Origin of the sequence: Salinibacter grassmerensis, from assembly GCF_947077765.1 — a bacterium.
GTDB classification, from domain to species: domain Bacteria; phylum Bacteroidota; class Rhodothermia; order Rhodothermales; family Salinibacteraceae; genus Salinibacter; species Salinibacter grassmerensis.
In genome coordinates, this window is record NZ_CAMTTF010000008.1 from 15,748 (window position 1) to 39,340 (window position 23,593).

The window sequence follows — 23,593 nt, forward strand, 5'->3', positions numbered from 1 at the left end:
GGAAACGGCCGGTGCCCATCCCGTTGTATACCAGTGCACAATCCAAGCACTACCCCCTCTGTACATGAGCATTCTCCCCGACCGCATCCAGCCGTTGAACGATCAGGGCGTGCAGGAGAACGCCCGGTATGTGCTATACTGGATGGAGCAGTCGCAGCGGGCCCAGCACAACCCGGCCCTGGAACGCGCCCTCCACCACGCCAGCGAGACAGGTCTGCCCCTGCTGGTCGTTTGTGGCGTCACGGACGATTCCCCGGAGGAGGCCACCCTTCGGCATCACACCTTCATGCTGGAGGGTCTTCAGGAAACACAGAAGCGCCTCGCCGACCGGGGGCTGAAGCTGGTGGTGCGTGAAGGGGCGCCGGACGATGTGGCGCTGGAGTACGCGGGAGAGGCTGCTGTCCTCGTCACCGATCGCGGGTACCTTCGGCACCAGAGACAGTGGCGGGCCCGCGTGGCCGACGAAGCGCCCTGCCGGGTGGAGCAGGTGGAGGGGGACGTGGTGGTGCCCGTGGAGATCGTCACCGACAAGGCAGAGTATGCCGCACGGACCATTCGCCCGAAGATTCATGAGCACCTGGAGCGGTGCCTGCAACTGCCGGAGTCGGTGCCCGTGGAGACTCCCTCGCTCAACCTGGACGTCGATTCAGGACGCTCGCTCGATGACATCGAGGCCGTTACCGATCAGTTGGACCTCAACCGGAGCATCGCGCCGGTCTCCGACCTGTACCCGGGAGGCGCTTCCGAGGCCGAAGCCATCCTGGACGACTTTCTCGCGGAGCATCTGGATGGGTACGACGAGAACCGCAACCAGATTCACTCCCACGCGGTCTCGCACATGAGCAAGTACCTCCACTACGGGCAAATCTCGCCCGTGTGGTTGGCCCAACAAGTGCGCCGGGCCGAGGGCCCGGAGTCGGACGTCGAATCTTACATTGAAGAGCTAGTGGTTCGGCGCGAGCTGACGATGAACCACGTCCACTTCCGCCCCGACACCTACGACTCGTACACATGCCTGCCGGAGTGGGCTCGTGAAAGCCTGGCCGAGCACGCCGACGACGAGCGTGAGTACGTGTACAGCCTCGACGAACTGGAGGGAAGCACCACCCACGATCCCTACTGGAACGCGGCGATGAAGGAGATGCGGGAGACAGGGTACATGCACAACTACATGCGCATGTACTGGGGAAAAAAGATTCTAGAGTGGTCCCCCGACCCGAAAACCGCGTACGACCGCACGCTTCAGCTTAACAACCGGTACTTTCTTGACGGGCGCGATCCCAATTCCTTTGCCAACGTGGCGTGGGTGTTTGGGCTTCACGACCGCGGCTGGAAGGAGCGGCCCGTATACGGCAAGGTGCGGTATATGAGCCAGGGCGGCCTGGATCGGAAAGCCGATCCGGACGCCTATGTTGAAAAGGTAGACCGTCTCGCGACGGTCGCACAATCTACATAGCCATTGCTGCAACCGACATGACCCACGACACGAAGGAAACCCTTTTTCCCGTCGCGTACGCCTTTGCGGTCTTCTTCTACGGATGGGCGGTCATTTCCCTCTGGATAGGCCCTGATCGTGGGCTGGCCGGTGACTGGTACTTGGTCGTCGGCGTGATCCCCGCCTTTTTGGGGGTGACAAGCACGGTGATGGCTCTCGCGCTTCACCTGGAGCTTCAGGACGGAGACTCGGCAGGTTGAGGCAGTTCGCGCCCGGCCGAGTCTACGCCGTAGACCGTGTCGATGGCTCCTCAAACTGGATCCAGGCCGGATTGAGGCCACCGATGACAGCCCCGTAGATCAGGTGAAGCAGGAGCGTCGCGACGACGTACTTGACCGTTGAGCCGAGGTACAGAGGGCTGCTCGCGGCGAGGTCATGGCCTGAGCCGCCGACCCCGAAGACGCCCCACCCAATCAGCGGGGAGTAGACAAGCATCATGAAAAGCCAGAGGCCCGTGGCGAGATAAATGCCCTGTCGAACACCGGTGTCAGATCCGTACAGGACCACCAGCATCACGGACCAAGTGGCCCCGTAGCCGAAGTGAATAAGAAGAGGAAGCGGTCCTGCGTTCAGGCCGAGTTGCTCCAAGAAGGCAGCCGACGGAGGAAGGTTGAAGGGCGCGATGCCCGTGCCGTGAATGCCGAGCATTATGAGTAGAAACATGACGAGGCTTCCGAGAACGCCGACGAGGATCGATTTGAGCCACTTCATGAAGAGGGCTAAGCTGTGAGCGAGAGCACGAGGAAGAAGACTGAATACACACTTCTATACCCTTTGGTGAAGAGTGCCTCGCTCCGTTACGCGCCTGGTGCCTCTGCGACGGTCCCCATCTACTGAAGTGAAAGGCCGAGCGCAGATGGGGAAAAGTGTAGCACGTACCCGCAGTACTCACACAACACATTCACGCGGGGCACCGTCGAAGGGTCATCCGCATCCGTCGGGAGGAGCGTGACCTCTTCCTGCACAGTCATGTTGGCGGCGCTGCAGACGGGACACTGTGGCGGTTGGGCCCGGGATTTGAGGTGATTGGCCACCGCACGCTGCTGTTCTAGAGTCAAAGACATGGTCAAAAGGGATGGGGAGGGTTGAAAAAGGGTGACAGGCTTTCAGGATACCGCCTGTGGGTGAAGAAACGCGAGTTGGTTCATGGGTCCTTCGCCGGGCTTCTGCCATTCGGGCAGGATTTCCTGCCTGGCACTTATTTTGGAAGGCAATACCACTGCACGCGTCGGGTCGTTGCCCGGCCGCCGAAGATGTTTGAACATTTTCGCCCCGTTTGCTCCCACAATATCCTGTCCGGCATGGTTGCCCAGCAGCACTATCAGCGCTTGAAGCATCTCTACTCGACTGCTTCCTCCGACCACGCCACCGGCCCCGTGGACATCTCCTACGGGTACGCCGAGGTGGTGGGCGTGATTGAGGGAGAGATGGAACAGGCCTTGGTGACCCGTGTCCCCCACCAGCAGCTTCTGGCCGACGCCGCGTCCCTGGCGGCGGGCTCAGTCGAGAAGGAGGGACAACTTTCGTTGGAGCGCTTCAACATGAGCGTCCATCGGCCCGACTACCGAGGGTCGGTCCAGGCGAGCGCAGAGGTGGTTCTTGCGGAGCCGCCCCGCTATCACGTCCGGGCAACCCTGTTTGGCGAGGATGGGAAGGAGATTGCGGAAACGCTGGCGTTCTTTGAGCCGAGCGGAGAAGCGCTGCCCCCAGATCCCGCCCCGGAGGCCGAGCCCGAAGTCGAAGGGTCAGCGCCGCCCCCGGCTCCCTTCATGCCCGTCCACGTCACCCAGTACGGGTCGCTGTGTCTAAACTAGCGTCGGGTTTGGGAAAAAGGCCCCCAGACACACGAGCATAGCGGTGGCGCTCTGCCCTCAGTGAAACGCTGTGCGGCTGCCGTGGGCGCAACGGGTGCCTTACGGGGGGCAGAGCTTAGGCCGGGAAGTGTCCCCGCCCCCCCTGCCGCGTCCATGGCTCAATCCCGGCACATGCCAGGGGCGAGAGACTAGATCCCACTTCAGCATGCACGGCACGAATAGGTATCCGGCGATAATCTTTTTTAGGACTTGACTGTAAGGAGGCCGTACTCGACGACGAAACGAGACGGGAAGGACCCAGAAATCGCAGCGCGGAAATCCGGACACAGGTGTGGTTTTCTGTTTGGAACCTGTGCCCGGATGGGTCGTGGCGGAGGGCGGCATTGTGATTCAGTCCCCCCGATACGTCTCCTATGCTCCCCGACTGGTTTCCCGGCCGGCGTCTCCTGATTGGCACAGGACTGGCGCTCGGAGGTGTGCTTGCCGTCGTCGCGGTTCAAACCAGCCGGGTTGAATCGCGCCAGGTCCAGACGGATCCGGTGAACCCGGCGGTCGCCCCCGAAGCTCCACAGCGGCTCGCCGAGGCCCTCAAAATCCGAACGATTACCCAGCAGGATCCCGCGAAGCTCGACTCGGCAGCGTTCCGAGAGTTTTATCGGTATGCGGCCCAGGCCTTTCCGGCCGTCCATGCTGCCCTCGACACGACGCACGTCAACGGACTGAGTCGCCTCTACACCTGGAGAGGCAGTGACCCCTCCCTTGCGCCGATCGTGCTCATGGCGCACGTCGACGTGGTCCCGATCGAGGACTCCTCTGCCTGGGCGCATCCGCCGTTCGGGGGCCGGATCGCGGACGAGCACGTGTGGGGGCGCGGTGCCCTTGACGACAAGGCGAGCGCCCTCGGCATCCTGGAGGCCATCGAGGCCCTGCTGAAACAGGACATAACACCGCGGCGAACCGTGCACGTGGCCTTTGGGCACGACGAAGAGGTGGGCGGGACGCGGGGCGGCCGTGCCCTGTCCGAACGAATTACGGCTGGGGGCGTCTCCCCGGCGCTGGTGGTGGACGAAGGAGGCGCCGTCACGCGGGGCGCGCTTCCGGGCCTGACGGACCCCCTCGCCGTCGTGGGCGTGGCGGGGAAAGGGTTTTTGAGCCTGTCCCTTCGGGCCGATGGGCCCGGGGGGCACTCGTCCGTGCCGCCGTCCCGAACGAGCATCGAGGTTCTCGCTGAAGCACTGACCCGGCTGCGTGACAATCCCCTGCCGTCCCGCCTCACGGGCGTGGCGAGCACCCTGTTCGACTACCTCGCGCCGGAGGTGACGCTTCCGATGCGTACGGTTCTGGCGAATCGGTGGCTCACGGCCCCGATCCTTCGAACTGTCATGAACCGCCGCCCGGCGACCCGGGCCGCCATCCGGACGACGACCGTGCCGACGCGCCTCGACGCCGGCGTGAAGGACAACGTCATTCCGACGGAGGCCCGGGCCGTCGTCAACTTTCGGATTCTGCCGAGCCAGTCGATCCCCGAGGTCGTCGCCCACGTCCGGCGCCTCCTGGACGGGTTGCCTGTTCGGATTGAGCCGATCCGGTCGACCCCACCCCCGTCGGTTTCGGCGATCGAAACGCCGGCGTTCCGGATGATGCAGCGAACCATCGGGCAGGTCACGGCGGACTCGGTCGTCGTGGCCCCGTACCTCCTGCCCGGGCGCACGGACAGTGGCTACTACGCGGACCACAGCGACGCGGTGTACCGGTTTGTGCCATATCAACTCGGCCCGGACGACCGAAGCCGCATCCACGGGGCCAATGAGCGCATCGCGGTCGACGACTACCGGACGGTCGTCCAGTTCTACACCCAACTCCTCCGCAACGCCGATCGTCTTCCGGTCGCGCAAACGTCCAGCGCTGAGCCGGACGGCTGACGGCATCCAGCCTCGTCTCCCCTGAACCACCAGCACCACGTCCACACGTCTATGTCGCGATCCAATTTGCCGTTTGGGGAGAGGGCGGCGCTTATTGCGGGGCTCCTGATGCTCACAGTGGGGATAGGAAAAACGGCCGGCGCCCAGCCGGTCACCGAGCCCCAGTCCACCCGGGCGTATATCCAGTCCGTCGTCACCGACACGATCGACGCCGCCCCGTACACGGGCGCACTTTGGGGCATTGAGGTGACCAACGTGGAGACGGGCAAGCGCCTGTTTCAGCACAATCCGGAGCAGCTGTTCACGCCCGCCTCCACCACCAAACTCCTAACTGCGGTGGCGGCCCTCCGCCGGCTGGGCCCTTCGTACCGGTACGAAACGGGGCTTTACGTGGACGGGCTGGTGCAGAATGGCGTCCTGCGCGGGAACCTGATCGTGCGGGGGAGCGGAGACCCGACGCTGGGCGGCTATGCCCAGCGGGACGACCCCACGGCGGTCTTCCGGGACTGGGCGGACTCGCTGCGGGCGGCCGGCATCACGCGCATCGAAGGCGACATTCTGGGGGACGACGACCCGTTCAGCGACGTGCCGCTCGGGGACGGATGGAGCTGGAACGACGTGCCCTACTCGTACGCCGCAGAGGTCAATGGACTCGTCTTCAACGGCAACACCATTGACCTGGAGGTGCGGGGCCGTGAGGTGAGCGCACCCGGTCGCGTCACCTGGTCGCCCTTCGAGACCGACTTCGTTCGGGTCCGCAATCAGAGCCGAACTGTGCCGCGAGATTCGACGTCCGACGAGGAATACGACCGTCCCTTCTCAGAAAACACCTTCACGGTCCGCTCGCGAATCCATCCGAACGAGGTCCAGGAGGAGACGCTCACCATCACCGAGCCGACGAACTATTTTGCCCACACGCTGCGGGCCGTGCTGCTCCGGGAGGGCATCTCGGTGGCGGGACAAGGGCGAGACGTGGATGATGCGCCCCTCAAGCCGCACTACGAGGCCGACTCAGTGCGGCGGGTCGGGACGTATCGATCGCCCCCGCTGCGGGACATCGTACGGATAATGAACCATGAGAGCCAGAATCTCTACGCCGAGCAGCTCCTCCGCACCCTCGCAGTGGTGGGGCCCCCGGACACCACGGCCGACGACCTCACGGTGGGCTCGGCGGCGCTTGGCGCCTTGGCCGTGCGCACGGAGCTGTCGGAGGTGGGCATCGACACCAGTCGGGTTCGGGTCGTGGACGGCTCGGGCCTCTCGCGCAAGAACTACGTGCGTCCCCGTGCCATGAGCCGACTCCTGACGCACATGTGGGGGCAGGCGCCGCCCGACCGCAGCGCGGCGTTCTACGACTCGCTGCCGATGGGGGGGCGAGAGGGCACCCTCGAGTATCGGTTCCCCCGAGGCACCGCGGCCCGGGGCGAGATGCGCGCCAAGACCGGCACGCTGACCGGGGCCAGTGCGCTCAGCGGATACGTAAACACTCCCTCTGGCACGCCGCTTGCCTTCGTGATTTTTTGCAATCACCACCTGGCCGACACGGAGGAGGTGCGGGCCGCCCAGGACGCCATCGTAAACGCGCTGGCGGAGCTCCCCCTGTAAGCGTCCCCAGCCGTTCCGGGGCGGGCCGCCGGCTGGGGCCCTGCGCGATCCAATCCCCGCACTATCCAAACAGCAACTGCACCATGTACACGGACGCCAGGAAGCCGACGAAGTCGGCGAACAGGCCGGCGGGAACGGCGTGGCGGGTGTCGCGGATGTTGACGGCGCCGAAGTAGACCGCGATGACGTAGAACGTGGTCTCGGTGGAGCCAAACATGGTTGCGGCCATCTTCACCACGAGAGAGTCCTCGCCGTATTGGTTGATCATATCGGCCACGAGGCCCGCGGAGCCGGAGCCCGTGAGGGGGCGCACGATGCCCATTGGAAGAACCTCGGCGGGCACCCCAATGACGCCCAGTACGGGGTCGAGCACGTTCACTAGGTAGTCCATGGCGCCCGAGGCCCGAAACATCCCGATGGCGAAGAGAATGGCGATCAGGTAGGGAATAATGGTTACGGCCACGTCGAAGCCCTCCTTGGCGCCCTCGACGAAGACCTCGTAAACCCGGACGCCTTTGATGAGGCCGTAGAGGGGGAAGCCGACGAGAAGAGCCGGCAGCACGAAGGCCGACAGCACGCCAACGATAGAGCGGATGGTTTCAAGCATAGCGGTCGCATGTGGTGCGCGTACAGGAAAAGGGAGGCGAGCCGAACACTACTCGGTCGAGTCCTCGGCGTCGGCGGTGCGGTGCGGGGCCGTCGCACGGAAGTACGGAAGCCGGTGGAGGGCCAGGGTGCCGAGGATGCCGGCGATGGTCGAGAAGAGGGTCGCCAGCGTAATAGAGAAGAAGAGCTGGTTGATCTGCAGGCCCATGATGGCCACCAAGAGCGAGGGCGGGACGAGCTGCACGCTCGAGGTGTTGAGCGCCAGCAGCATCACCATGTCGTCGCTCGCCTTCTCGTCCGACGGATTCAGCTCCTGGAGGTCCTCCATGGCCTTGATCCCCAAGGGGGTCGCCGCGTTGCCCAGGCCGAACACGTTCGCCAACAGGTTGAGGCTGATGTTGGCGAGGGCCGGATGATCATCCGGCACGTTGGGAAAGAGGGGGCTCAGAATGGGCTGCACGATGCCGGTGAGAGATTCAATGAGCCCTGCCTCCTCGCCGATCTTCACGAGGCCCAGCATGAGCCCGAGGACGCCGATCAGGCTAAGGGCGAGAGAGGCAGCCGTCTCCGCAAAGTTGAGGGCCGCCTGCGCGATGTCGTTCAGTTTGCGAAAGCGAACGGGCTCGAACTGCAGTGCCGTTTCGGTCCGGCCCACCCCGGCGGCCGTCTGTGACGCCTCCTGGAGGGTGCCGCGGAGGGCTGGATTGTCGTCCGTCGCGTGAAACGACTGAATGGTGGCGAGCGGCTCGGGAAGATCGGCGTCCGGGTCGAGTTCAATCTTCTGACCTTCCTGGGTCTGCACGAGCGTGCCGGCATAGGCCGGGTCCGGCGCCGCATCCACGTCGTACAGGTCCTGGTAAGTGGAAGAGTCGATCCGGACCTCGACCGGCTGACGGCGTGTGTCCGGCGCGTAGCCGTCGGGGAATTCGATTGCGACGGGGAGGGCGGTATCGTTCCGGAACCGGTTCTCGACCAGCTCCTGGGTGTCCACAGTCAGGGCGAACAGCAGGCTCCCGATAATGAGCCCACTCCAGATGTAGTTGAGCATGGGCACTTTGGCGTCGTAGGGCAGGCACGAATCGCTTCTTATCATACGGACTGCCGCCCGGAAGAGAAATGGACGAGGAGTGGTGCGTCGGGGAAGTGGCCCTGGGCGGAGGAGAGGAACACTGCCCGAAAATCGGTGGTTGCAGGGCGCGATGTCTTGTTTCCTGCAGCCTGCTACGAATCTGTGTCTGACGTGTCGTCTCCGCCGCCAGATTTTCCGGAGCCGCCCCTCGTGGCGTTCAAGTTCGGGGGAACGTCGGTGGGCCGGCCAGGTCGGTTCCGAACCGTCGTGCGACTGATCCGGGAGGCGGCTGCCGAGGGGCGCGTCGTCGCGATCGTGTCGGCGCTCTCGGGGGTGTCGCGACAGCTGGCGAGTGCTCTTGAGGCGGTGTCGTCCCGGGCCGACGGCACGACGGTCGTGGAGAACCTGGCCGAAACCCTCCGGGCCCGTCACGCCGAGCAGGCGGAGGCGGTGCTGAGTGCAGACCAGAAGCCCACCTACGACGCGATTCTCGACGAGCGCCTGGACGCCCTCCGATGCGCCTTCGAGCGGGTCGGGCCGGACGCAGACGCACCCGCCGCCCGGGACGCGGTGCTCGCTGTGGGAGAGCAGCTCTCGGTGCCGATGGTGACCCTGGCACTCCGGGACGCCGGGCTCCGTGCCCCGCGGTGTGACGCCACCGAACTGGTCGTCACGGACGATACGTTTGGGGCGGCCCAGGTACAGCACGACGACACGTCCGAGCGGGTGCGCTCGTGGTACCGATCATTGGATCCGGCGGCCGTGCCCGTCGTGGCCGGGTTTGTCGGGGCCACCGAGGCCGGCAGCACCACGACCCTTGGATTTGAGGGAAGCGACTACTCGGCGGCCCTCTTCGCAAAATTTCTCGGGGCACAAGGGCTCACCCGGTACACCGACGTCGACGGAATTTACACCGACGACCCGGACGCGAACGAGGACGCCGAGCGGGTTGACCACTTATCGATGGAAGAGGCCATTGCTCGCAGTGCGTCGGGAGGGTTGGGCATGCATCCCAAGACGCTGCGCCCGCTCGCCGACGCGGGCATTCCCATGCAGGTGCGGTCCATCGTCGCGCCGGAGTGCCCGGGGACCCCGATCGTGCCGGCAGACAGCACCGCCGATGCGCTCTGGCCGATGCCGTGAGAGGCCAGGCCTCTGCTCCAGTGGAGGCTTTGAGCATGTCACCGTACCTTCTCTCGTCAAACTGCCGCTCTTCTCGTGCCGACCGACTCTCTTCGTGTCCTTCAGTACGGCCTCGGGCCCATTGGGCAGGCGGTTGCCCGGACGGTCCTCGAAAAGGAGCCACTCACCCTCGTTGGGGCGGTGGACATCGATCCGGACAAGACGGGGCGCGATGTCGCCGACCTGGTCGGCGATGATGTCTCGCCCACTGGGGTTCACGTATCGGACGACGCCGAAACCGCCCTGGCCGACGGGGCGCCCGACGTGGTGCTCCACACCACCACCTCTTTCCTGGAGGGCGTGACCGAGCAACTGCTCCGATGCGTTCGGGCCGGGGCCCACGTCGTTTCCTCCACCGAGGAGCTTTCGTTCCCGCATCACTGGTCGCCCGACCCGGCCGATCGGCTCGACCGCGCTGCACAGGAGGAAGGCGTGGCACTTGTTGGCACCGGGGTGAACCCCGGCTACGCCATGGACACGGTCCCCCTCATGGCGACGGCGGGGTGTACTGACGTGCAGGCCGTGCACGTTGAGCGGGTGGTCGATGCGGGGAAGCGGCGCGAGCCGCTGCAGGCGAAGGTGGGGGCCGGATTGTCTCCGGAGGCCTTTGAGGAGAAGAAGGAGGGGGGACCCTTCGGACACATCGGCCTCCGCGAGTCCCTACGACTGGTGGCGGACGGGCTCGGGTGGTCGCTGGAGGGCATCACGGAGGAGCTCCAGCCGGTCCGCGCCGATGAACTGGTCAACACGGGATTCCGACAGGTGGCGGCTGGGCAGGTGGCGGGCATTCACCACACTGCCGTCGGACAGGTCGCCGGTGAGTCGCGGCTGAGCCTTGATCTCAAGATGTACGTCGGGGCGGACGAATCCTACGACACGGTCACGGTCGATGGGAGCCCGCCCATCGACCTTCGGTTCCAGGGGGGCATCTTCGGGGATACCGCCACGGTGGGCATGCTGGTGAACGCGGCTCCGCTGGTCGCCAATGCCTCGCCCGGCCTACACACCATGGCCGACCTGCCCGTGCCCCGCGCCTTCGCGACGAGCCCTGCGGTGAGTGCCTAGGAGGAGAAGTCCGGCGAACTGCTGCGTTCAAATACCCGGTCGGTCCCGTGACCCCTTTGCACCGCGATGAGCACCTTCTGGTTATCAACAAGCCGCCCGGACTGCTTGCCCAGCCCGATCATACCGGCGACCCGGACGTCGTCTCGCGTGGCAAAGAGATGCTGTCCGGCGAGACGGAGGGAGCGCCGTTTCTTGGACTGGTGCACCGGCTCGACCGGCCCTCGTCGGGGGTGATGGCCCTGGCACGATCGTCGGAGGCCGCCCGGCATCTGTCCCGGCAGTTTCGAGAGCGGCTGGTCGAGAAGCGGTACGTGGTGGTCGTGGAGGGCACACTTCGGGGCATCGGTTCGTGGACGGACTACATCGCGAAGCCCGACCGGCAGCCTCGGCTCGTGGACCCTGACCATCCCGAGGGCAAGCGGGCCGCGCTTGACTGGCAGGTGCTCGAATCGGACAGTGCCCGTACGCTCCTGCAGGTGACGCTCCAGACCGGGCGCCCGCACCAGATTCGCCTCCAGGCCGCGAGCCGGGGGCATCCGGTGGTGGGGGATGAGCGGTACGGTGCATCGGGCTCGCTTCCGGACCGCGCCATCGCGTTGCACCACGTCCTTCTGCGGGCCGACCACCCTGCTCACCCGCGCCGCGAGACGTTCGTGGCGCCGCCCCCGGCGGGCTGGTCGGGTGTCCTTACCGATGCGATGAACACGGCCCTCGACCGGATGCTCGACCGCGAGCAGCCGTCCTAGCGTTCCGGAGAGGACCCGGGGTACGAAGACTGCCCGGCAGGGGCCTGCACACGCCTTCCGATCTTTCGAACGAATTGCAGTCTACGACCATGGGCGATGATTTTGACCGTCTTGAGACCCTCCGTGAGGACCCGCGGGACGACATTCCGATGGCGCACCGCATGAAGCGGTTCGTCGAGGCCCTCCAGCTTCGAATCACCCGGGCGCTCGACGACCTCGAGCCGGAGACCTCGTTCGAGGTGGATCGCTGGTCCCGGGACGAAGGCGGCGGCGGTATCACGGCGGTGATCGAGGGGGGCGACGTGTTTGAGAAGGGAGGGGTCAATACCTCTGCGGTCCATGGCACGCTGCCGGAGCGGATGGCCCGCGAGTTCGACGTTGAGGAGGCGCCGTTCTATGCCACCGGTCTCTCTCTGGTGATTCACCCGTCCTCCCCCCACGTTCCGACCGTCCACGCCAACTTCCGGTACTTTGCGCTGGGCGACGACCTCATGGACCCGATAGACCAGTGGTTCGGCGGCGGGGCCGACCTGACTCCGTACTACCCCCGGCTCGATGACACCCAGCACTTTCATCAAGTGTGGAAGGACGTGTGTGATCGGCACGAGGTGGCCGACTACGCCGCCTTCAAGGACAAGTGCGACGACTACTTTTACCTGGACCATCGAGACGAGGCGCGGGGCGTGGGCGGCATATTTTACGACTACCTTCGCGAGGACCCGGAGGGACTGTTTTTCTTCACGCGGGAAGCGGGCCGGGCCTTTCTTGAGTCATATCTTCCCATCCTGAAGCGACGCAAAGACGAGGCCTACGGAACGCAGGAAAAGGCGTATCAACGCGTCCGACGGGGGCGGTACGTGGAGTTCAACCTGGTGTACGACCGAGGGACCAAGTTTGGGCTGGAGTCCGACGGCCGCACGGAGAGCATCCTCATGAGCATGCCGCCGCAGGTGCAGTGGCCGTACGATTATACGCCGGAGCCGGGCACGCCTGAGGCCGACGCACAGTGGTACTTCACGGCCCGGGATTGGCTTTCGGTAACAGAGGCCGAGGCCCCAGCTAGCACCACGTGAAGACCCTGCTGAGAGGGCGTTTTAGGGTGAATTTCAACGCGTCTGAGGAACGGGACGAAGGGGCCACCGCTCAATTTACCAGCGTTGTCACAGCCCCAACTTCGGTCCCTGAGTTCACGCTCGGCCCGTATGACTCCACTCGATACCCTTCGTGCCTATGAGCCTGGTCAGTGGACACGTCCCGAGAATTGTGCGTCTCAAACCCCTCTCCCGATTGACGAGGGCGACCGAGTGGGCGTGGTGCTGTTCAACCTAGGGGGGCCGTCCACACTGGACGAGGTCGAGCCGTTTCTGTATCGCCTGCTAATGGACCCACGTCTCTTCGACCTACCGGTCGGTGGGCGGATGCGTCGGTGGCTGGCCAAGTCGGTCGCCTACCTTCGGGGCGGAACGCTCCGTGAACGATACGAACTCATCGGTGGGGCCTCACCCGTGCCCCGTCGGGCCCAAGAGCAGGCCACGGTGCTCCAGAGCCATCTCGACGCCCGATACGGAGACCCGGCCGGTGTAAAGTTCCGTGTGTACTCGGCGATGCGGTACGGGCGTCCGTTCATGGAAGAGGCGGCGGCCGACATGGAGGCCGACGGGGTGGACGAGGTTGTCCTGGTGCCCTCGTATCCGCAGTACTCCACCGGCACGACGGGCTCGGCCCTTGCGTACTGGAAGGCGTTGGGCGCGAGGGGGGAGCGTCCGTCCTGGCCGACGACCGTGGTGCCCGAGTACGCCGCCAATCCGAAATACGTACAGGCCCTTTCGGAGCGAATTGACGAAGCCCTGCAGCGCTTTCCGCGGCACGTGCGCGAGGAGGTTGCTCTCGTCTTCAGTGCGCACGGTGCGGTGTTCGGCACGCAGGGGCCGGGCAAAGCGCCCTACTGCTGCCACGTGCACTCGACCGTAGAGCAGGTGATGCAGCACCGAGGCCGAGACCGCCCCTTCCGGACGGCCTTCCAGAGCCTGATCGGGCCAAGCCACTGGCTCACGCCCTCCACCCCGGACACCATCGCCGCGCTCGCAGATCAGGGTCAACGGGCGGTCCTGGTCGTTCCCGTCAGCTTCGTGACCGATCACGTCAACATCCGCTACGACCTTGACGTGGACGTGCGCGAGACAGCAGAGGCGCACGGAGTCGACTACTTCGAGGTAACGGCCGGCCTGAACACCCATCCGTTGTTCATAGAGGCCCTCGGGGAGGCCACCCTGGCCCAGCTGGACGTCCCCACGGATGCGAACCAACCCCGCCATCGGGGCGACGGGCACACTCGGGCCTATCCGCTGCGGCCCTTCCACCAGCTTCCCTGGCACACGGTCACCCGCGACGGGCCTTGCCCGACCTGTGGGCGGCAGCGGGGCGCACGCCGATGGACGCGTCCTGACCGCCCGGCCCAGCCGGAGACGTCCACCGACCGACCCGCATCGCCCCCCGACGAACGCTCGAGCCCCGCCGCGGAATCGCGGTCGAAGGAAGACTCGTAGGAGCGCGACTACGGGTTGAGTCAACACGTTCTCTACATTCACCTCGTCGCTGACAATGAGCCTTTCTCCGTCCGATCAACTGTTGCGCACCTTAGCGGCTGTCCCGGTCTCCAGCCCCGTCCTGGATCTGGGATGCGGGGCGGGGGACCACACCGAGGCCCTCCTGCGCCTTGGGTTTCCCGTTCACGCCTGCGATCCCCGGCCGGGGGCGGTTCAGGACACGCAGGCCGTCGTCCGCGATCTGGTCGACGAGGAGACCGCGGAGACGTGTGTCCAGCAGCTCTCTCTACAAGGGCTCGACGAGCTGGAGGCGACCTTTGACTGGGTCATTGCCGACCGGACGGAGGCCCTGGTGGACTCGCCGGCCGACCTTGCAACGCTCCTGAACAAGAGCCAGAACCTGCTGGCGCCCGGCGGGTGGGTGTACCTTACCGTCCCGGCGACGATGGACGACACCGTCCCGGCGACGATGGACGACCCCAACAGTGCGTCCCACGACGACACTGTAACTCGTTTTGCACCGGCGGACCTCGACACCGAGGCTCTGGATATATCACTAGTGGAGTCTCAGTCGCCGTCCCGCGTCGAGGAAAACGGAGAAGTTCGGGTTCACGCCCTCTACCGACGTGTGAAACGGTCGACGCCCGAATGACTGTGGCCGAGACGCTGTGTCTCGAGTCCACGAAGGCTCCACCCGCCCGTTACCACTTGACCGATCGCACCACTGATGCCATGGAAGTCGCTCCCTCCGAAGTTGACCTACGGAACAGCCGTCGGTTCTACGAGCGTGCTCAGCACTCCATTCCGGGCGGTGTCAACTCTCCTGCCCGCGCCTTCGATAGCGTAGGGGGAACCCCGCTTTTCATTGAACGCGCCGAAGGTGCGTACTTGGAGGATGCCGACGCGAACGAATATCTTGACTACGTCGCCTCCTGGGGCCCGATGATTTTTGGGCACTCCCATCCGGACGTGGTGGAGGCGGTGAAGGATCAGGTTGAGGCGTCTACCTCCTTCGGGGCACCCACGGAGATCGAAATCGAAGTGGCCGACCTGGTCTGCGACCTCGTCCCATCCGTCGAAAAGGTGCGGATGGTGAACTCGGGCACGGAGGCGACCATGAGCGCCGCCCGGCTGGCACGAGGGTACACGGACCGCGACAAGATCATCAAGTTCGAGGGCAACTACCACGGCCACGGCGACTTCTTCCTCATTTCGGCTGGCAGTGGGGCCATGACCCTCGGCAAGCCCGACTCGCCCGGCGTGACCGACGGCAACGCGAAAGACACGCTGCTGGCCCAGTACAACGACCTGGACCACGTCCAGCGCCTCGTGGAAGCCAATCAGGGGGAAGTGGCCTGCATCATCGTGGAGCCGGTGGCCGGCAACATGGGCTGCATCCCGCCGGAGCCTGGGTTCCTGGAGGGGCTGCGAGAGCTGTGCAATGCCCACGACATCGTGCTCGTCTTCGACGAGGTCATGACGGGCTTTCGGGTGGCACCGGGCGGCGTGCAGGAGCGCTACGGCGTAATCCCGGACCTGACCTGCCTCGGCAAGATCATCGGCGGCGGGCTGCCGGTTGGGGCGTACGGTGGCAAAAAAGAGATCATGGACTACGTCGCCCCGACGGGGCCGGTCTACCAGGCCGGTACCCTCAGCGGGAATCCGCTCGCCATGCGGGCGGGGCACGCCATTCTCTCCAAGATTGCCGGGGAGAAAGATCGCATCTACGACCAGTTGGAGGACTACGCGGAGGCGCTGCAGAAGGGCACGGAGCACAACCTCGACGCGCTGGGGCTGGACTACACGACGCACCAGGTGGGGGCGATGGGCAGCCTCTTCTTTACGGAGGCGGAGGTCGTGGACCAGGACACGGCCCAGACGGCGGACACGGAGGCCTACGCAGCCTATTTCCACGCCATGCTGGAGGAGGGCATCTATCTGCCTCCATCCCAGTTTGAGGCGATGTTCTACGGCACGTGCCATGGCGAGGACGAGCTCGAAGCGACCCTCGAAGCCCAGCGCCGCGCCCTGAAAGAGGTCCACTCGTAGTCGGCAGCCGCTTGTTCCTTTTGCGTTTCCGAACTGAACATGGACGACCGGACGCCTTCTGGTGGGGGACAGCTTCTCGGGGTCGATCGACGCGTGCTCGCGCTGGCCCTTGCCCGCATGGCAGACGCCGTGGGCAACTCATTTCTCATCATCGTGCTCCCGCTCTACGTGGCGAGTGAGGCGGTCGGGGGACGCATCTTCGGCGTTCCGGCCTCGATGGTCGCGGGCGTCGTCCTAGCGTTGTTTGGCATTGCGAGCAGCATCGCGCAGCCGCTGGCGGGGCGCCTGTCCGATCGAGCCGGCCGCCGAAAGGTCTTCGTGATCGGCGGGCTCGTGGTTCTTGGGGGGCTCAACCTGGCGTTTGCGGCGGCCACGGCCTACTGGCACCTCTTCGTGCTGCGGGTGGTCCAGGGCCTCGCGGCCGCCTTTACCATCACGGCGAGCCTGGCCATCGTCAACGAGCTGAGCGACGCGGGCAGCCGGGGCGGTAACATGGGCGTCTACAACTCCTTCCGCCTCATCGGCTTCGGGGCCGGCCCCCTCTTGGCGAGCGTGCTTCTCGAGATGGGCCCGTTCACGCTGCCGGGGGGGCGGAGGTAACAGGGTTTGAGGCGACGTTCGCCGTAGCCGCGGCCACGGCGTTTCTGGGAACCGGCCTTGTGGGGGCGCTCGTGCAGGATCCCGAGGGCACGGCCCCTACGGAACGGCGTCTGGCCCTCCGGGTCTGGGACCGGTCGGGATCAGGATGGCGGCTCGACACCATATTCGCGCTGGGGGTCGCGACCCTCATCATGGCAAGCTGCATGGCGTTGCTGTCCGCCATCGAGCCGGAGGTGAATGCCCGGCTGGGACAAGGGCCGTTCCTCTTCGCCGTCGAGTTTGTGGCCCTGATTGCGGCCCTCGCGGCCCTGCAGCCCGTGGTGGGACGGGCCAGCGACCGGATGGGGCGCAAGTGGTTCATTGTGCTCGGCCTGGTGGGACTGGTCCCCACCACACTGCTGCAGGGCGTGGTGGGGGCGCCCTGGCAGATGATCGTGGTGCGGATGCTGCAGGGGGGAGCGGGCGCACTGGTGTTTGCCCCGGCATTGGCCCTGGCGGGCGACCATACCAAACAAGGGCAGTCGGGGGCACAGCTGGCCGTGCTGACCGTAGCGTTTGGGCTCGGCATCTCCTCCGGCCAACTGATGGCGGGCTTCTTCGTGTCGTTCGGGTTCGTCGTGCCCTTCGGGATTGGCAGTCTGCTCGCGGTGGGCGCTGCGGTGTTGGTGGGCACGCAGGTCGACGAGGCCGAACCGGCCCCGTCCGCGGCGTGAGGGGACCATCTCGGGCGAGCCGACGCGAGTTCGTCCCAACAAAAAATCCGCCCCGAGCCGAGATCTGGCTCCGAGCGGGACCATCCGAGCACAACCAGGAGACAGGTTACTCCTCTTTCCGCTCCAGGAGGAGGTCTTTCAGCTTCTCAAATTCGTCTCGCTCAAACGAGAGGCTGTACTTCCCAGGATCCTTGTCCTCCCCCACCTCGGTGAGCGGATCTACGTCCGACGACTGGACCACCTCAATGAAGTCCTCCGATCCCATTTCGAAGGCCCCAGCGAAGTCCTCGGCCGTAGCGGCGTAAATGCCGCCGTACGACTTGATCTCGCCGGTCGAAAAGTCTTCGGCGTCCTGCGGCTTGAAGCTAACTCCACGCATAAAGGGGGATTCAGGTTGGTGGCCGTCGTAGCGAACCGTTTGTTGTGGAGATTAATTGATTGTCCGATAAAAAGTTTCTGTTCTTAGCGGGCCTCGGCCGGTTTCGTGGAGGGCCCTGATCGACGGCGGTCCGGGTTCGAATCTGGGGTTCACATTCTAAAACAATTTCTTTACATTTCAGGGAGCCAAATCTTTCACACACAGCGGGCCCTTATGCTCTCCATTCGCCGAATTCTCTGGCCAACTGACTTTTCGAAGGGGGCCGACCGGGCGTTTCCGCATGCCGCGGCCCTCGCGTCCTGGCACGAAGCAGAGTTGCATGTACTCAACGTGACGGAGGAGCGATCGGGGGGCGCGTCGGCCGACGATGTCCCGATCCCCGAGTCCACCCTGTCCGAGCTTCTGTCGGTGGACGGGGATCCTCCGCCGCACGTCGACCTGAACGCCCTCACACTCGTTCAGGAGCAGCGAGAGCACGAGTCGCCGCCTGAGGCAATCGTGGGGTATGCCGAGGAGCAGGCGATTGACCTCATTGTGGCGGGCACACGCGGGCGCCGCGGCCTCCAGCGTCTGCTCATCGGCAGCGTGGCCGAAGAGGTGCTCCGCACGGCGCCCTGTCCGGTCCTTACAGTGCGGGGGGAGGGGGACGACGCTCCGGCCTGGGCCGTGCGCAACATCCTCGTGCCCGTCGACTTCTCGGATGCCTCGTTGGAGGCACTCCGGCACGCGAAGGAGCTGGCCCTGACCTACGGGGCACAGATCACGCTCCTCCACGCGGTGGAGGAGGTGATTTATCCGTCTGCCTACGGGGTGGAGCCCGCCAACCTGCCGGGGGCGCAGGTCATCGAGCGTGTAGAGGAGAGCCTGGCCGACCTTGCCCGCACCGAGATTGGATACGAGCACGTCACCGTCGAGGCCAAGATTGGGTACGCCCCCTCTACCATCCTGGACTACGCCGAGACGAATGAGGTGGACCTCTTTGCCATTGCCACCCACGGCCGGACGGGCCTCGAACGGATGCTGTTGGGGAGCGTGGCGGAACGGGTACTGCGCCGCGCCCCTGCACCTGTTTTCACCGTCAAGTCCTTCGGGAAATCTCTGCTTCCCGCGTCCGACGACTCCTAACCACCCAGAAGCTCCATGACGCCCCGCCGCATTCTGGTCCCGACAGACTTTTCGCCCAGCGCCGAGGCCGCGCTGGCACACGCCGTATCGCTGGCCGATCGGTTTCGGGCGCCCCTCCATCTGCTCCATGTTGTGCACCAGACCAACACCGACCTGTACGGCCTGGGTGACGCGGAGGTACACATCGATCGGCTTCGGGAAGAGGCGGAGTCCAGTGCCCGAGCCCGACTCGCGGACCTCGCCCCCGGCATGGCGGCGCAGGCGGTGCACACGGCCGTCGCTCGGCGTTCCGAGGGAGGCGTGGTCGACGCGATCGAGGAATACGTGCTCGATTCCGCAATTGACCTCGTGGTGATGGGCACGCATGGCCGCCAGGGGCTCGGGCGCCTCATGCTGGGGAGTGTCGCCAACCGGCTCGTGCGGCGCGGGGTCGCTCCGGTCCTCACTGTCCGGCACGAGAAAGAGGAGGGGGAGACGGCCGCGCCGGTGGCGTACGACAGCATCCTGGCGCCCATCGACTTTTCGGATCACTCGAAGACGGCGCTGCGTCTCTCCAAAGAGGTGACTGCCCAGTACGAGGCGACCCAGCACCTTCTGTTCGTGGCCGAAAAGCGTGTGCTGCCCACCTTCAGCGATACAGGCATTCCGGGAGTGAGCGTCGTGGAGATGGATCCAGAGATTGTAGCCAACGCGGAGGAGGCCCTCGACGAGTTAAACGCCTCTGTGGGCGGGCCGGAGGTGACCACTGCCCAGCACCTGGAAGAAGGCGATGTGGCGCAGACCATCATCGACTTTGCGGATGCCCGAGAGGCAGACTTAATTGTGATGGCCACGCGCGGGCTCACCGGGATCGACCGGTTTGTTCTGGGCAGCAACACGGAGCGCGTCGTCCGAGCGGCTCCGTGCCCGGTCCTGACGGTGCCGGCCTCCCCGGACGCGGCCCCCGAAGACTAAGTTTCGTTTCTCTCCCAACTTCTCCTAGCAGATGCTCCCCGACGAGTCCCTCGACGAAATCACAGCGGCCGTGCAGGCGTGCGACGATGCCCGGTCGGCACTCGTGGACGCCCTGGCCGATGCCGACGCGGCAGACGACGCACTAGCTGATCCGGCGTCCCTGAAGCCCGTGGGACGGGCACTTTCCAACTGGCGGGACGCCCAGGAGCGGTTCATGGCCGCGGTCCAGGCCGCCGACGCCTCCGACCCCGCCACCACGGCGCTACTTCTCAAGACGAACCACGGGGTCGATGCCTCCAACGCGCGCTGCGGAATTCCGGGAACGGACGTGGAGGGGGCGGACCAGCCATTTCCCCTCGATCTGACGGGGACGAAGGGCATGCTGGTCACACAGGCGGCGACGGAGCACCTCGACTGAAGCCTCCTCAGCCATTGAGGGCATCGCGGAGCTCCGCGGCGGCCCCCGCGGCGGCGTCGGCGTAGTCGGGTCCCTCAGAGGCGTAGAGGATGCTGCGGCTGGAATTGACCAGCACGGGGCCGTCGTCGGTGGCGGCGGCCTCCATGACTGCGGATGGCTGGCCGCCCTGCGCCCCGACGCCCGGGATCAAAAAGGGGAGGGACGGGCACAGGGCCCGGAGGTCCCGCAGAGCCGCCGGGGCCGTCGCACCAACGACGAGGCCGGCGTCTCCGGGGGCGTCCGTGTTCCAGTCCTGGACCCGCTGGGCCACGTGCCGGTAGAGGGGCGTGCCGTCGCAGGTGCAGGCCTCCTGCAGGTCGTCGGCCCCGTCGTTCGAAGTGCGTGCGAGGACAAACGTGCAAGTGCCCTCATGCTCCAAAAAGGGCATTGCACTGTCCCGGCCCAGGTACGGCGAGATTGTGCAGGCGTCCAGCCCGAGCTCCTCGTAGATCGACGCGGCGTAGTAGCGGGCCGAGTGGCCGATGTCGCCGCGCTTGGCGTCGCCCAGCACCAGACAGTCGTCGGGGATCGTCGTCACTACCTGGTCCAGAACGGTCAGGCCCGCCGGGCCCAGGGCCTCGAAGAATGCAAAGTTGGGCTTGAACGCGCAGGCGTAGGGGGCGGTCGCCTCCACGATGGTCGTGCAGAAGGCGCGCACGGCGTCCGTGCGGAGCCGGCCGTCCTGCAGGGAGGTGGGAAACCGTGCGGGGACAGGGTCGAGCCCCACGCAGACCGCTGTGTCCTTTTGGGACTGGAGACGGCGGAGGCGGCTGGAGAAGGAAGTCGACATGCGTGTGCAAGACTGATCAGAAGGGAGTGCCGTCCAAACGTATCGGTTCGGTCGGGCGCACGCAACTTTCCATCCGGTCCAGGTGAATCACTCCGCCTGAGCCATTCTACCTCGGCCTACACGGCCCAAAAAGGCCCTGGGAATTCTGATCGGGGAAAGCCTGTGGAAGGAACTGAAAGTAAGCAGGTGATTATTAGACTTGTGCTTCTTTGGAAGCCCTTTCAAAACGTCCCCCGCACACTCTGGGGCGTTGGGAAACGTCGCCTCGAACTTCCGTTGGGTGTTACTACCCGAACACCGATGCCCTTCACGTCTCGCACACAAACCACTCCGACCAACCATGGCAGACCAAGGACTCAGTGACATCAAAGGGGTCTCCGAAGAGGATCAGAAAATGATCCAGAACATCGAGACGATGATGGGCCCTGAGCCCGAAGACATGGGGTTCATCAAAAATGCCTTCTGGGGGCGCCTCCGCGACGACCTACTGTTTCCCTATCCCCACGAGGGAGACGACGAGCGAGAGCGGTGTGATGCCCTGTTGGAAGAGCTCGAGGAGTATTTGGAGAACGAGCACCCGCGGGTCGAAATCGACCAGGAGCAGTACATCCCAGAGTGGGTGATCGACCGCTTGTTCGACATGGGCGTGATGGGCATGATCATTCCGGAGGAATACGGAGGGCTCGGACTCGGCGTTACGAGCTACAACCGGGTGCTGGAGATGATCGGCCGCTACTGCGCGTCCACGGCCGTCATGGTATCGGCCCATCAGTCGATCGGCTGCAAGGCGATTGTGATGTTCGGGACGGAGGAGCAGAAGGAAGAGTACCTCCCCCTCGTCGCCCGGGAGGAGCTGAGTGCCTTCTGCCTGTCGGAGCCGAACGTGGGGTCCGATGCGGCGGCTCAGGAGTCGTTTTCCGTGAAGACGGACGACGGCGACTACATCCTGAATGGCGAGAAGAAATGGTCCACCTCGGGCGCCATGAGCGGGCTGTTCACCGTTATGTGCAAGAACATGGTGCCCAACCCCGAGACGGGCGAACTGGAGCAGCAGGGCGTGAACGCGCTCATCGTGGCGCCGGACATGGAGGGGGTCGAGGTGTTCGAAAACAACCGCGCGAAGACCGGCATCCGTGGGACGTGGCAGGCCCGGTTCCGCTTCAACGACGTGCGCGTGCCGGAAGAGAATGTCCTCCACGAGGAGGGCTCGGGCCTGAAGGTAGCGCTTTCGTGCCTCAACTACGGGCGGTGCACGCTCAGTGCGGGCGTCACCGGCGCCGCCAAGGCGGCACGGGACCAGGGCATCAAGTGGGCCCAGACGCGGTACCAGTTTGAGCGGCCCCTGGCGGACTTCGAGCTGGTGAAGCAAAAGATCGCCCGCATGTCGGCGGTCACCTACGCGATGGACGCCATGCTCTACATGATGACGGGGCTCCTCGACCGGGGAGAGGATGACATCATGGTGGAGACGGCCATCACCAAGGTGTTCTGCTCCGACTTTGGGTGGAAAGTGATCGACGAGGCGCTGCAGGTGATGGGTGGAGAAGGCTACATGACCGAGCACGAGCTGGAGCGGGCGTGGCGCGACAACCGCATCCACGGCATCGTGGAGGGCTCCAACGAGGTGATGCAGTCCTTCATCTTCGCGTACGGTGGGAAGCAGCTCGCCGAAAAAATGGTATCGATCCAGGAGGCCCTGCTCTGGGACTCGGACGAGTCGATTGGCGACAACCTCTCACGCATCCTGACGGCCGCGACGACCCCGACGGTGCTCAAGAAGGCCCTGCCGATGGGGGCACAGTTGTTCCTCGGGCTAAAGCCGCGTGCGCCCGAAATCAACGGTGTACACCCGGCCCTTCAGGAACAGGCTAACACCCTTGCAACGCTCATTCAGAAGCACTCCCACTACTTCAAGCTCGTGAGCAAGTGGGAGCGCGAGGACGTCGTGAAGCACCAGGCCCAGCAGGCCCGCGTGGCGGACAATGCCATCTATCTCTTCGCGCTCGCCTCATCGCTGTCGAAGATGGACGACCAGCTCCGATCTGGCGAGTTCGGGCCGGAATTTGAGCGGGACCGCGCCGCGTTTGAGTACCTCTTCGAGTGGTTCAACCGCAAGATCCACCGCAACTTCGGCAAGATGCGTGACAATGCGGACGACAGCATGCGAGAAGCCGCGGAGGCCGCTCGTGCTCACAGTGACACCCTGCCCAACGAAGACTTTTACATCCACGAGGGCAGTCCCCTGGGGCGCGATGCGGGCAAGGAGCATCCGCAGGAGCACATCCCGCAGTTTGAGGGCGAGGGCGAGGACCCCCGCGCGGTGGACCGCGAGCCGGGCGACACGGACGACCTTGACCTCGACGAGATGGTTGACGACATGACCAAGCCGGTGGACCGGGGCGACGGTGCCCCCGAAGAGTCCACCCCGGCCCCCAGTCCCGACGACAGCTAGTCGGCAGGCGTCGTTACACGGATG

22 protein-coding genes and 1 pseudogene are annotated in these 23,593 nt (G+C 65.1%); 17 read left to right on the top strand and 6 right to left on the bottom strand.

Annotated elements, in window-relative coordinates:
- The first annotated feature begins 64 nt into the window (after positions 1–64).
- Together OJB03_RS13785 and OJB03_RS13790 are read left to right on the top strand one after the other, a co-directional pair.
- Complete coding sequence (locus tag OJB03_RS13785; protein ID WP_263788437.1) at positions 65–1,456, top strand: deoxyribodipyrimidine photo-lyase; 1,392 nt, start codon at positions 65–67, stop codon at positions 1,454–1,456.
- A gap of 17 nt (positions 1,457–1,473) precedes the next feature.
- On the top strand, positions 1,474–1,695 hold the full coding sequence (locus OJB03_RS13790) for a hypothetical protein (protein ID WP_263788439.1): 222 nt from the start codon (positions 1,474–1,476) through the stop codon (positions 1,693–1,695).
- 22 nt (positions 1,696–1,717) lie between these two features.
- Here OJB03_RS13790 and OJB03_RS13795 read toward each other — a convergent pair whose 3' ends face one another.
- A complete protein-coding gene (locus OJB03_RS13795) occupies positions 1,718–2,206 on the bottom strand; it encodes a hypothetical protein (protein ID WP_263788441.1) in 489 nt (162 codons plus the stop codon).
- Between the two features lie 119 nt (positions 2,207–2,325).
- On the bottom strand, positions 2,326–2,559 hold the full coding sequence (locus OJB03_RS13800; RefSeq protein WP_263788443.1) for a hypothetical protein: 234 nt from the start codon (positions 2,557–2,559) through the stop codon (positions 2,326–2,328).
- Between the two features lie 237 nt (positions 2,560–2,796).
- Between OJB03_RS13800 and OJB03_RS13805 the strand changes: the two genes are divergently transcribed.
- The 3 genes from OJB03_RS13805 to dacB all read left to right on the top strand — a co-directional run bounded on the left by OJB03_RS13805 (position 2,797) and on the right by dacB (position 6,836).
- On the top strand, positions 2,797–3,309 hold the full coding sequence (locus OJB03_RS13805) for a hypothetical protein (RefSeq protein ID WP_263788446.1): 513 nt from the start codon (positions 2,797–2,799) through the stop codon (positions 3,307–3,309).
- Between the two features lie 413 nt (positions 3,310–3,722).
- The gene (locus OJB03_RS13810; protein WP_263788447.1) at positions 3,723–5,231 is read left to right on the top strand and encodes a M20 family peptidase; all 1,509 of its coding nucleotides are present in this window, start codon (positions 3,723–3,725) and stop codon (positions 5,229–5,231) included.
- Positions 5,232–5,282: 51 nt separating this feature from the next.
- On the top strand, positions 5,283–6,836 hold the full coding sequence (gene dacB, locus OJB03_RS13815) for a D-alanyl-D-alanine carboxypeptidase/D-alanyl-D-alanine endopeptidase (protein WP_263788448.1): 1,554 nt from the start codon (positions 5,283–5,285) through the stop codon (positions 6,834–6,836).
- A gap of 61 nt (positions 6,837–6,897) precedes the next feature.
- Here dacB and OJB03_RS13820 read toward each other — a convergent pair whose 3' ends face one another.
- Together OJB03_RS13820 and OJB03_RS13825 are read right to left on the bottom strand one after the other, a co-directional pair.
- A complete protein-coding gene (locus OJB03_RS13820) occupies positions 6,898–7,443 on the bottom strand; it encodes a spore maturation protein (RefSeq protein WP_263788449.1) in 546 nt (181 codons plus the stop codon).
- 48 nt (positions 7,444–7,491) lie between these two features.
- A complete protein-coding gene (locus OJB03_RS13825) occupies positions 7,492–8,535 on the bottom strand; it encodes a nucleoside recognition domain-containing protein (protein WP_263788450.1) in 1,044 nt (347 codons plus the stop codon).
- A gap of 138 nt (positions 8,536–8,673) precedes the next feature.
- On the opposite strand from OJB03_RS13825, the gene OJB03_RS13830 reads away from it, so the two are divergent.
- From OJB03_RS13830 to OJB03_RS15800, 8 genes and pseudogenes are all read left to right on the top strand, one after another.
- Positions 8,674–9,654, top strand: coding sequence for an aspartate kinase (locus OJB03_RS13830; protein WP_263788452.1), 981 nt, complete (start codon positions 8,674–8,676; stop codon positions 9,652–9,654).
- A gap of 75 nt (positions 9,655–9,729) precedes the next feature.
- Positions 9,730–10,758, top strand: coding sequence for an NAD(P)H-dependent amine dehydrogenase family protein (locus OJB03_RS13835; RefSeq protein ID WP_263788454.1), 1,029 nt, complete (start codon positions 9,730–9,732; stop codon positions 10,756–10,758).
- Positions 10,759–10,805: 47 nt separating this feature from the next.
- Positions 10,806–11,504: an RluA family pseudouridine synthase gene (locus OJB03_RS13840; protein WP_263788457.1), complete on the top strand. Its 699-nt coding sequence runs from the start codon at positions 10,806–10,808 to the stop codon at positions 11,502–11,504.
- Positions 11,505–11,593: 89 nt separating this feature from the next.
- Entirely contained in the window at positions 11,594–12,577 is a 984-nt protein-coding gene (gene hemF / locus OJB03_RS13845) for an oxygen-dependent coproporphyrinogen oxidase (RefSeq protein ID WP_263788459.1), read from the top strand.
- A gap of 129 nt (positions 12,578–12,706) precedes the next feature.
- Positions 12,707–14,050 carry a ferrochelatase gene (hemH, locus tag OJB03_RS13850; RefSeq protein ID WP_263788461.1) on the top strand — a complete coding sequence of 448 codons (1,344 nt, stop codon included), beginning with the start codon at positions 12,707–12,709 and terminating at the stop codon, positions 14,048–14,050.
- A 55-nt stretch (positions 14,051–14,105) separates the two neighbouring features.
- The gene (locus OJB03_RS13855; protein WP_263788462.1) at positions 14,106–14,702 is read left to right on the top strand and encodes a class I SAM-dependent methyltransferase; all 597 of its coding nucleotides are present in this window, start codon (positions 14,106–14,108) and stop codon (positions 14,700–14,702) included.
- A gap of 80 nt (positions 14,703–14,782) precedes the next feature.
- The gene (gene hemL, locus OJB03_RS13860) at positions 14,783–16,099 is read left to right on the top strand and encodes a glutamate-1-semialdehyde 2,1-aminomutase (RefSeq protein ID WP_263788464.1); all 1,317 of its coding nucleotides are present in this window, start codon (positions 14,783–14,785) and stop codon (positions 16,097–16,099) included.
- 39 nt (positions 16,100–16,138) lie between these two features.
- Positions 16,139–17,412: pseudogene (locus OJB03_RS15800) on the top strand (MFS transporter).
- A 106-nt stretch (positions 17,413–17,518) separates the two neighbouring features.
- On the opposite strand, the gene OJB03_RS13875 reads toward OJB03_RS15800, so the two are convergent.
- On the bottom strand, positions 17,519–17,791 hold the full coding sequence (locus OJB03_RS13875; RefSeq protein WP_263788469.1) for a hypothetical protein: 273 nt from the start codon (positions 17,789–17,791) through the stop codon (positions 17,519–17,521).
- Positions 17,792–18,004: 213 nt separating this feature from the next.
- Here OJB03_RS13875 and OJB03_RS13880 point away from each other — a divergent pair, with 213 nt between their 5' ends.
- From OJB03_RS13880 to OJB03_RS13890, 3 genes are read left to right on the top strand one after another with little or no spacing between them, the layout of a single operon-like run.
- Complete coding sequence (locus OJB03_RS13880; RefSeq protein WP_263788471.1) at positions 18,005–18,916, top strand: universal stress protein; 912 nt, start codon at positions 18,005–18,007, stop codon at positions 18,914–18,916.
- A gap of 15 nt (positions 18,917–18,931) precedes the next feature.
- A complete protein-coding gene (locus tag OJB03_RS13885) occupies positions 18,932–19,870 on the top strand; it encodes a universal stress protein (protein ID WP_263788476.1) in 939 nt (312 codons plus the stop codon).
- Positions 19,871–19,901: 31 nt separating this feature from the next.
- Positions 19,902–20,288 (top strand): hypothetical protein, encoded by a 387-nt coding sequence (locus OJB03_RS13890; RefSeq protein WP_263788478.1) that lies wholly within the window; start codon positions 19,902–19,904, stop codon positions 20,286–20,288.
- A gap of 7 nt (positions 20,289–20,295) precedes the next feature.
- On the opposite strand, the gene pyrF is transcribed toward OJB03_RS13890, so the two are convergent.
- Positions 20,296–21,117 (bottom strand): orotidine-5'-phosphate decarboxylase, encoded by an 822-nt coding sequence (gene pyrF, locus OJB03_RS13895; RefSeq protein ID WP_263788480.1) that lies wholly within the window; start codon positions 21,115–21,117, stop codon positions 20,296–20,298.
- A 340-nt stretch (positions 21,118–21,457) separates the two neighbouring features.
- Between pyrF and OJB03_RS13900 the strand changes: the two genes are divergently transcribed.
- Entirely contained in the window at positions 21,458–23,569 is a 2,112-nt protein-coding gene (locus OJB03_RS13900; RefSeq protein ID WP_263788483.1) for an acyl-CoA dehydrogenase family protein, read from the top strand.
- Positions 23,570–23,593: the final 24 nt, after the last annotated feature.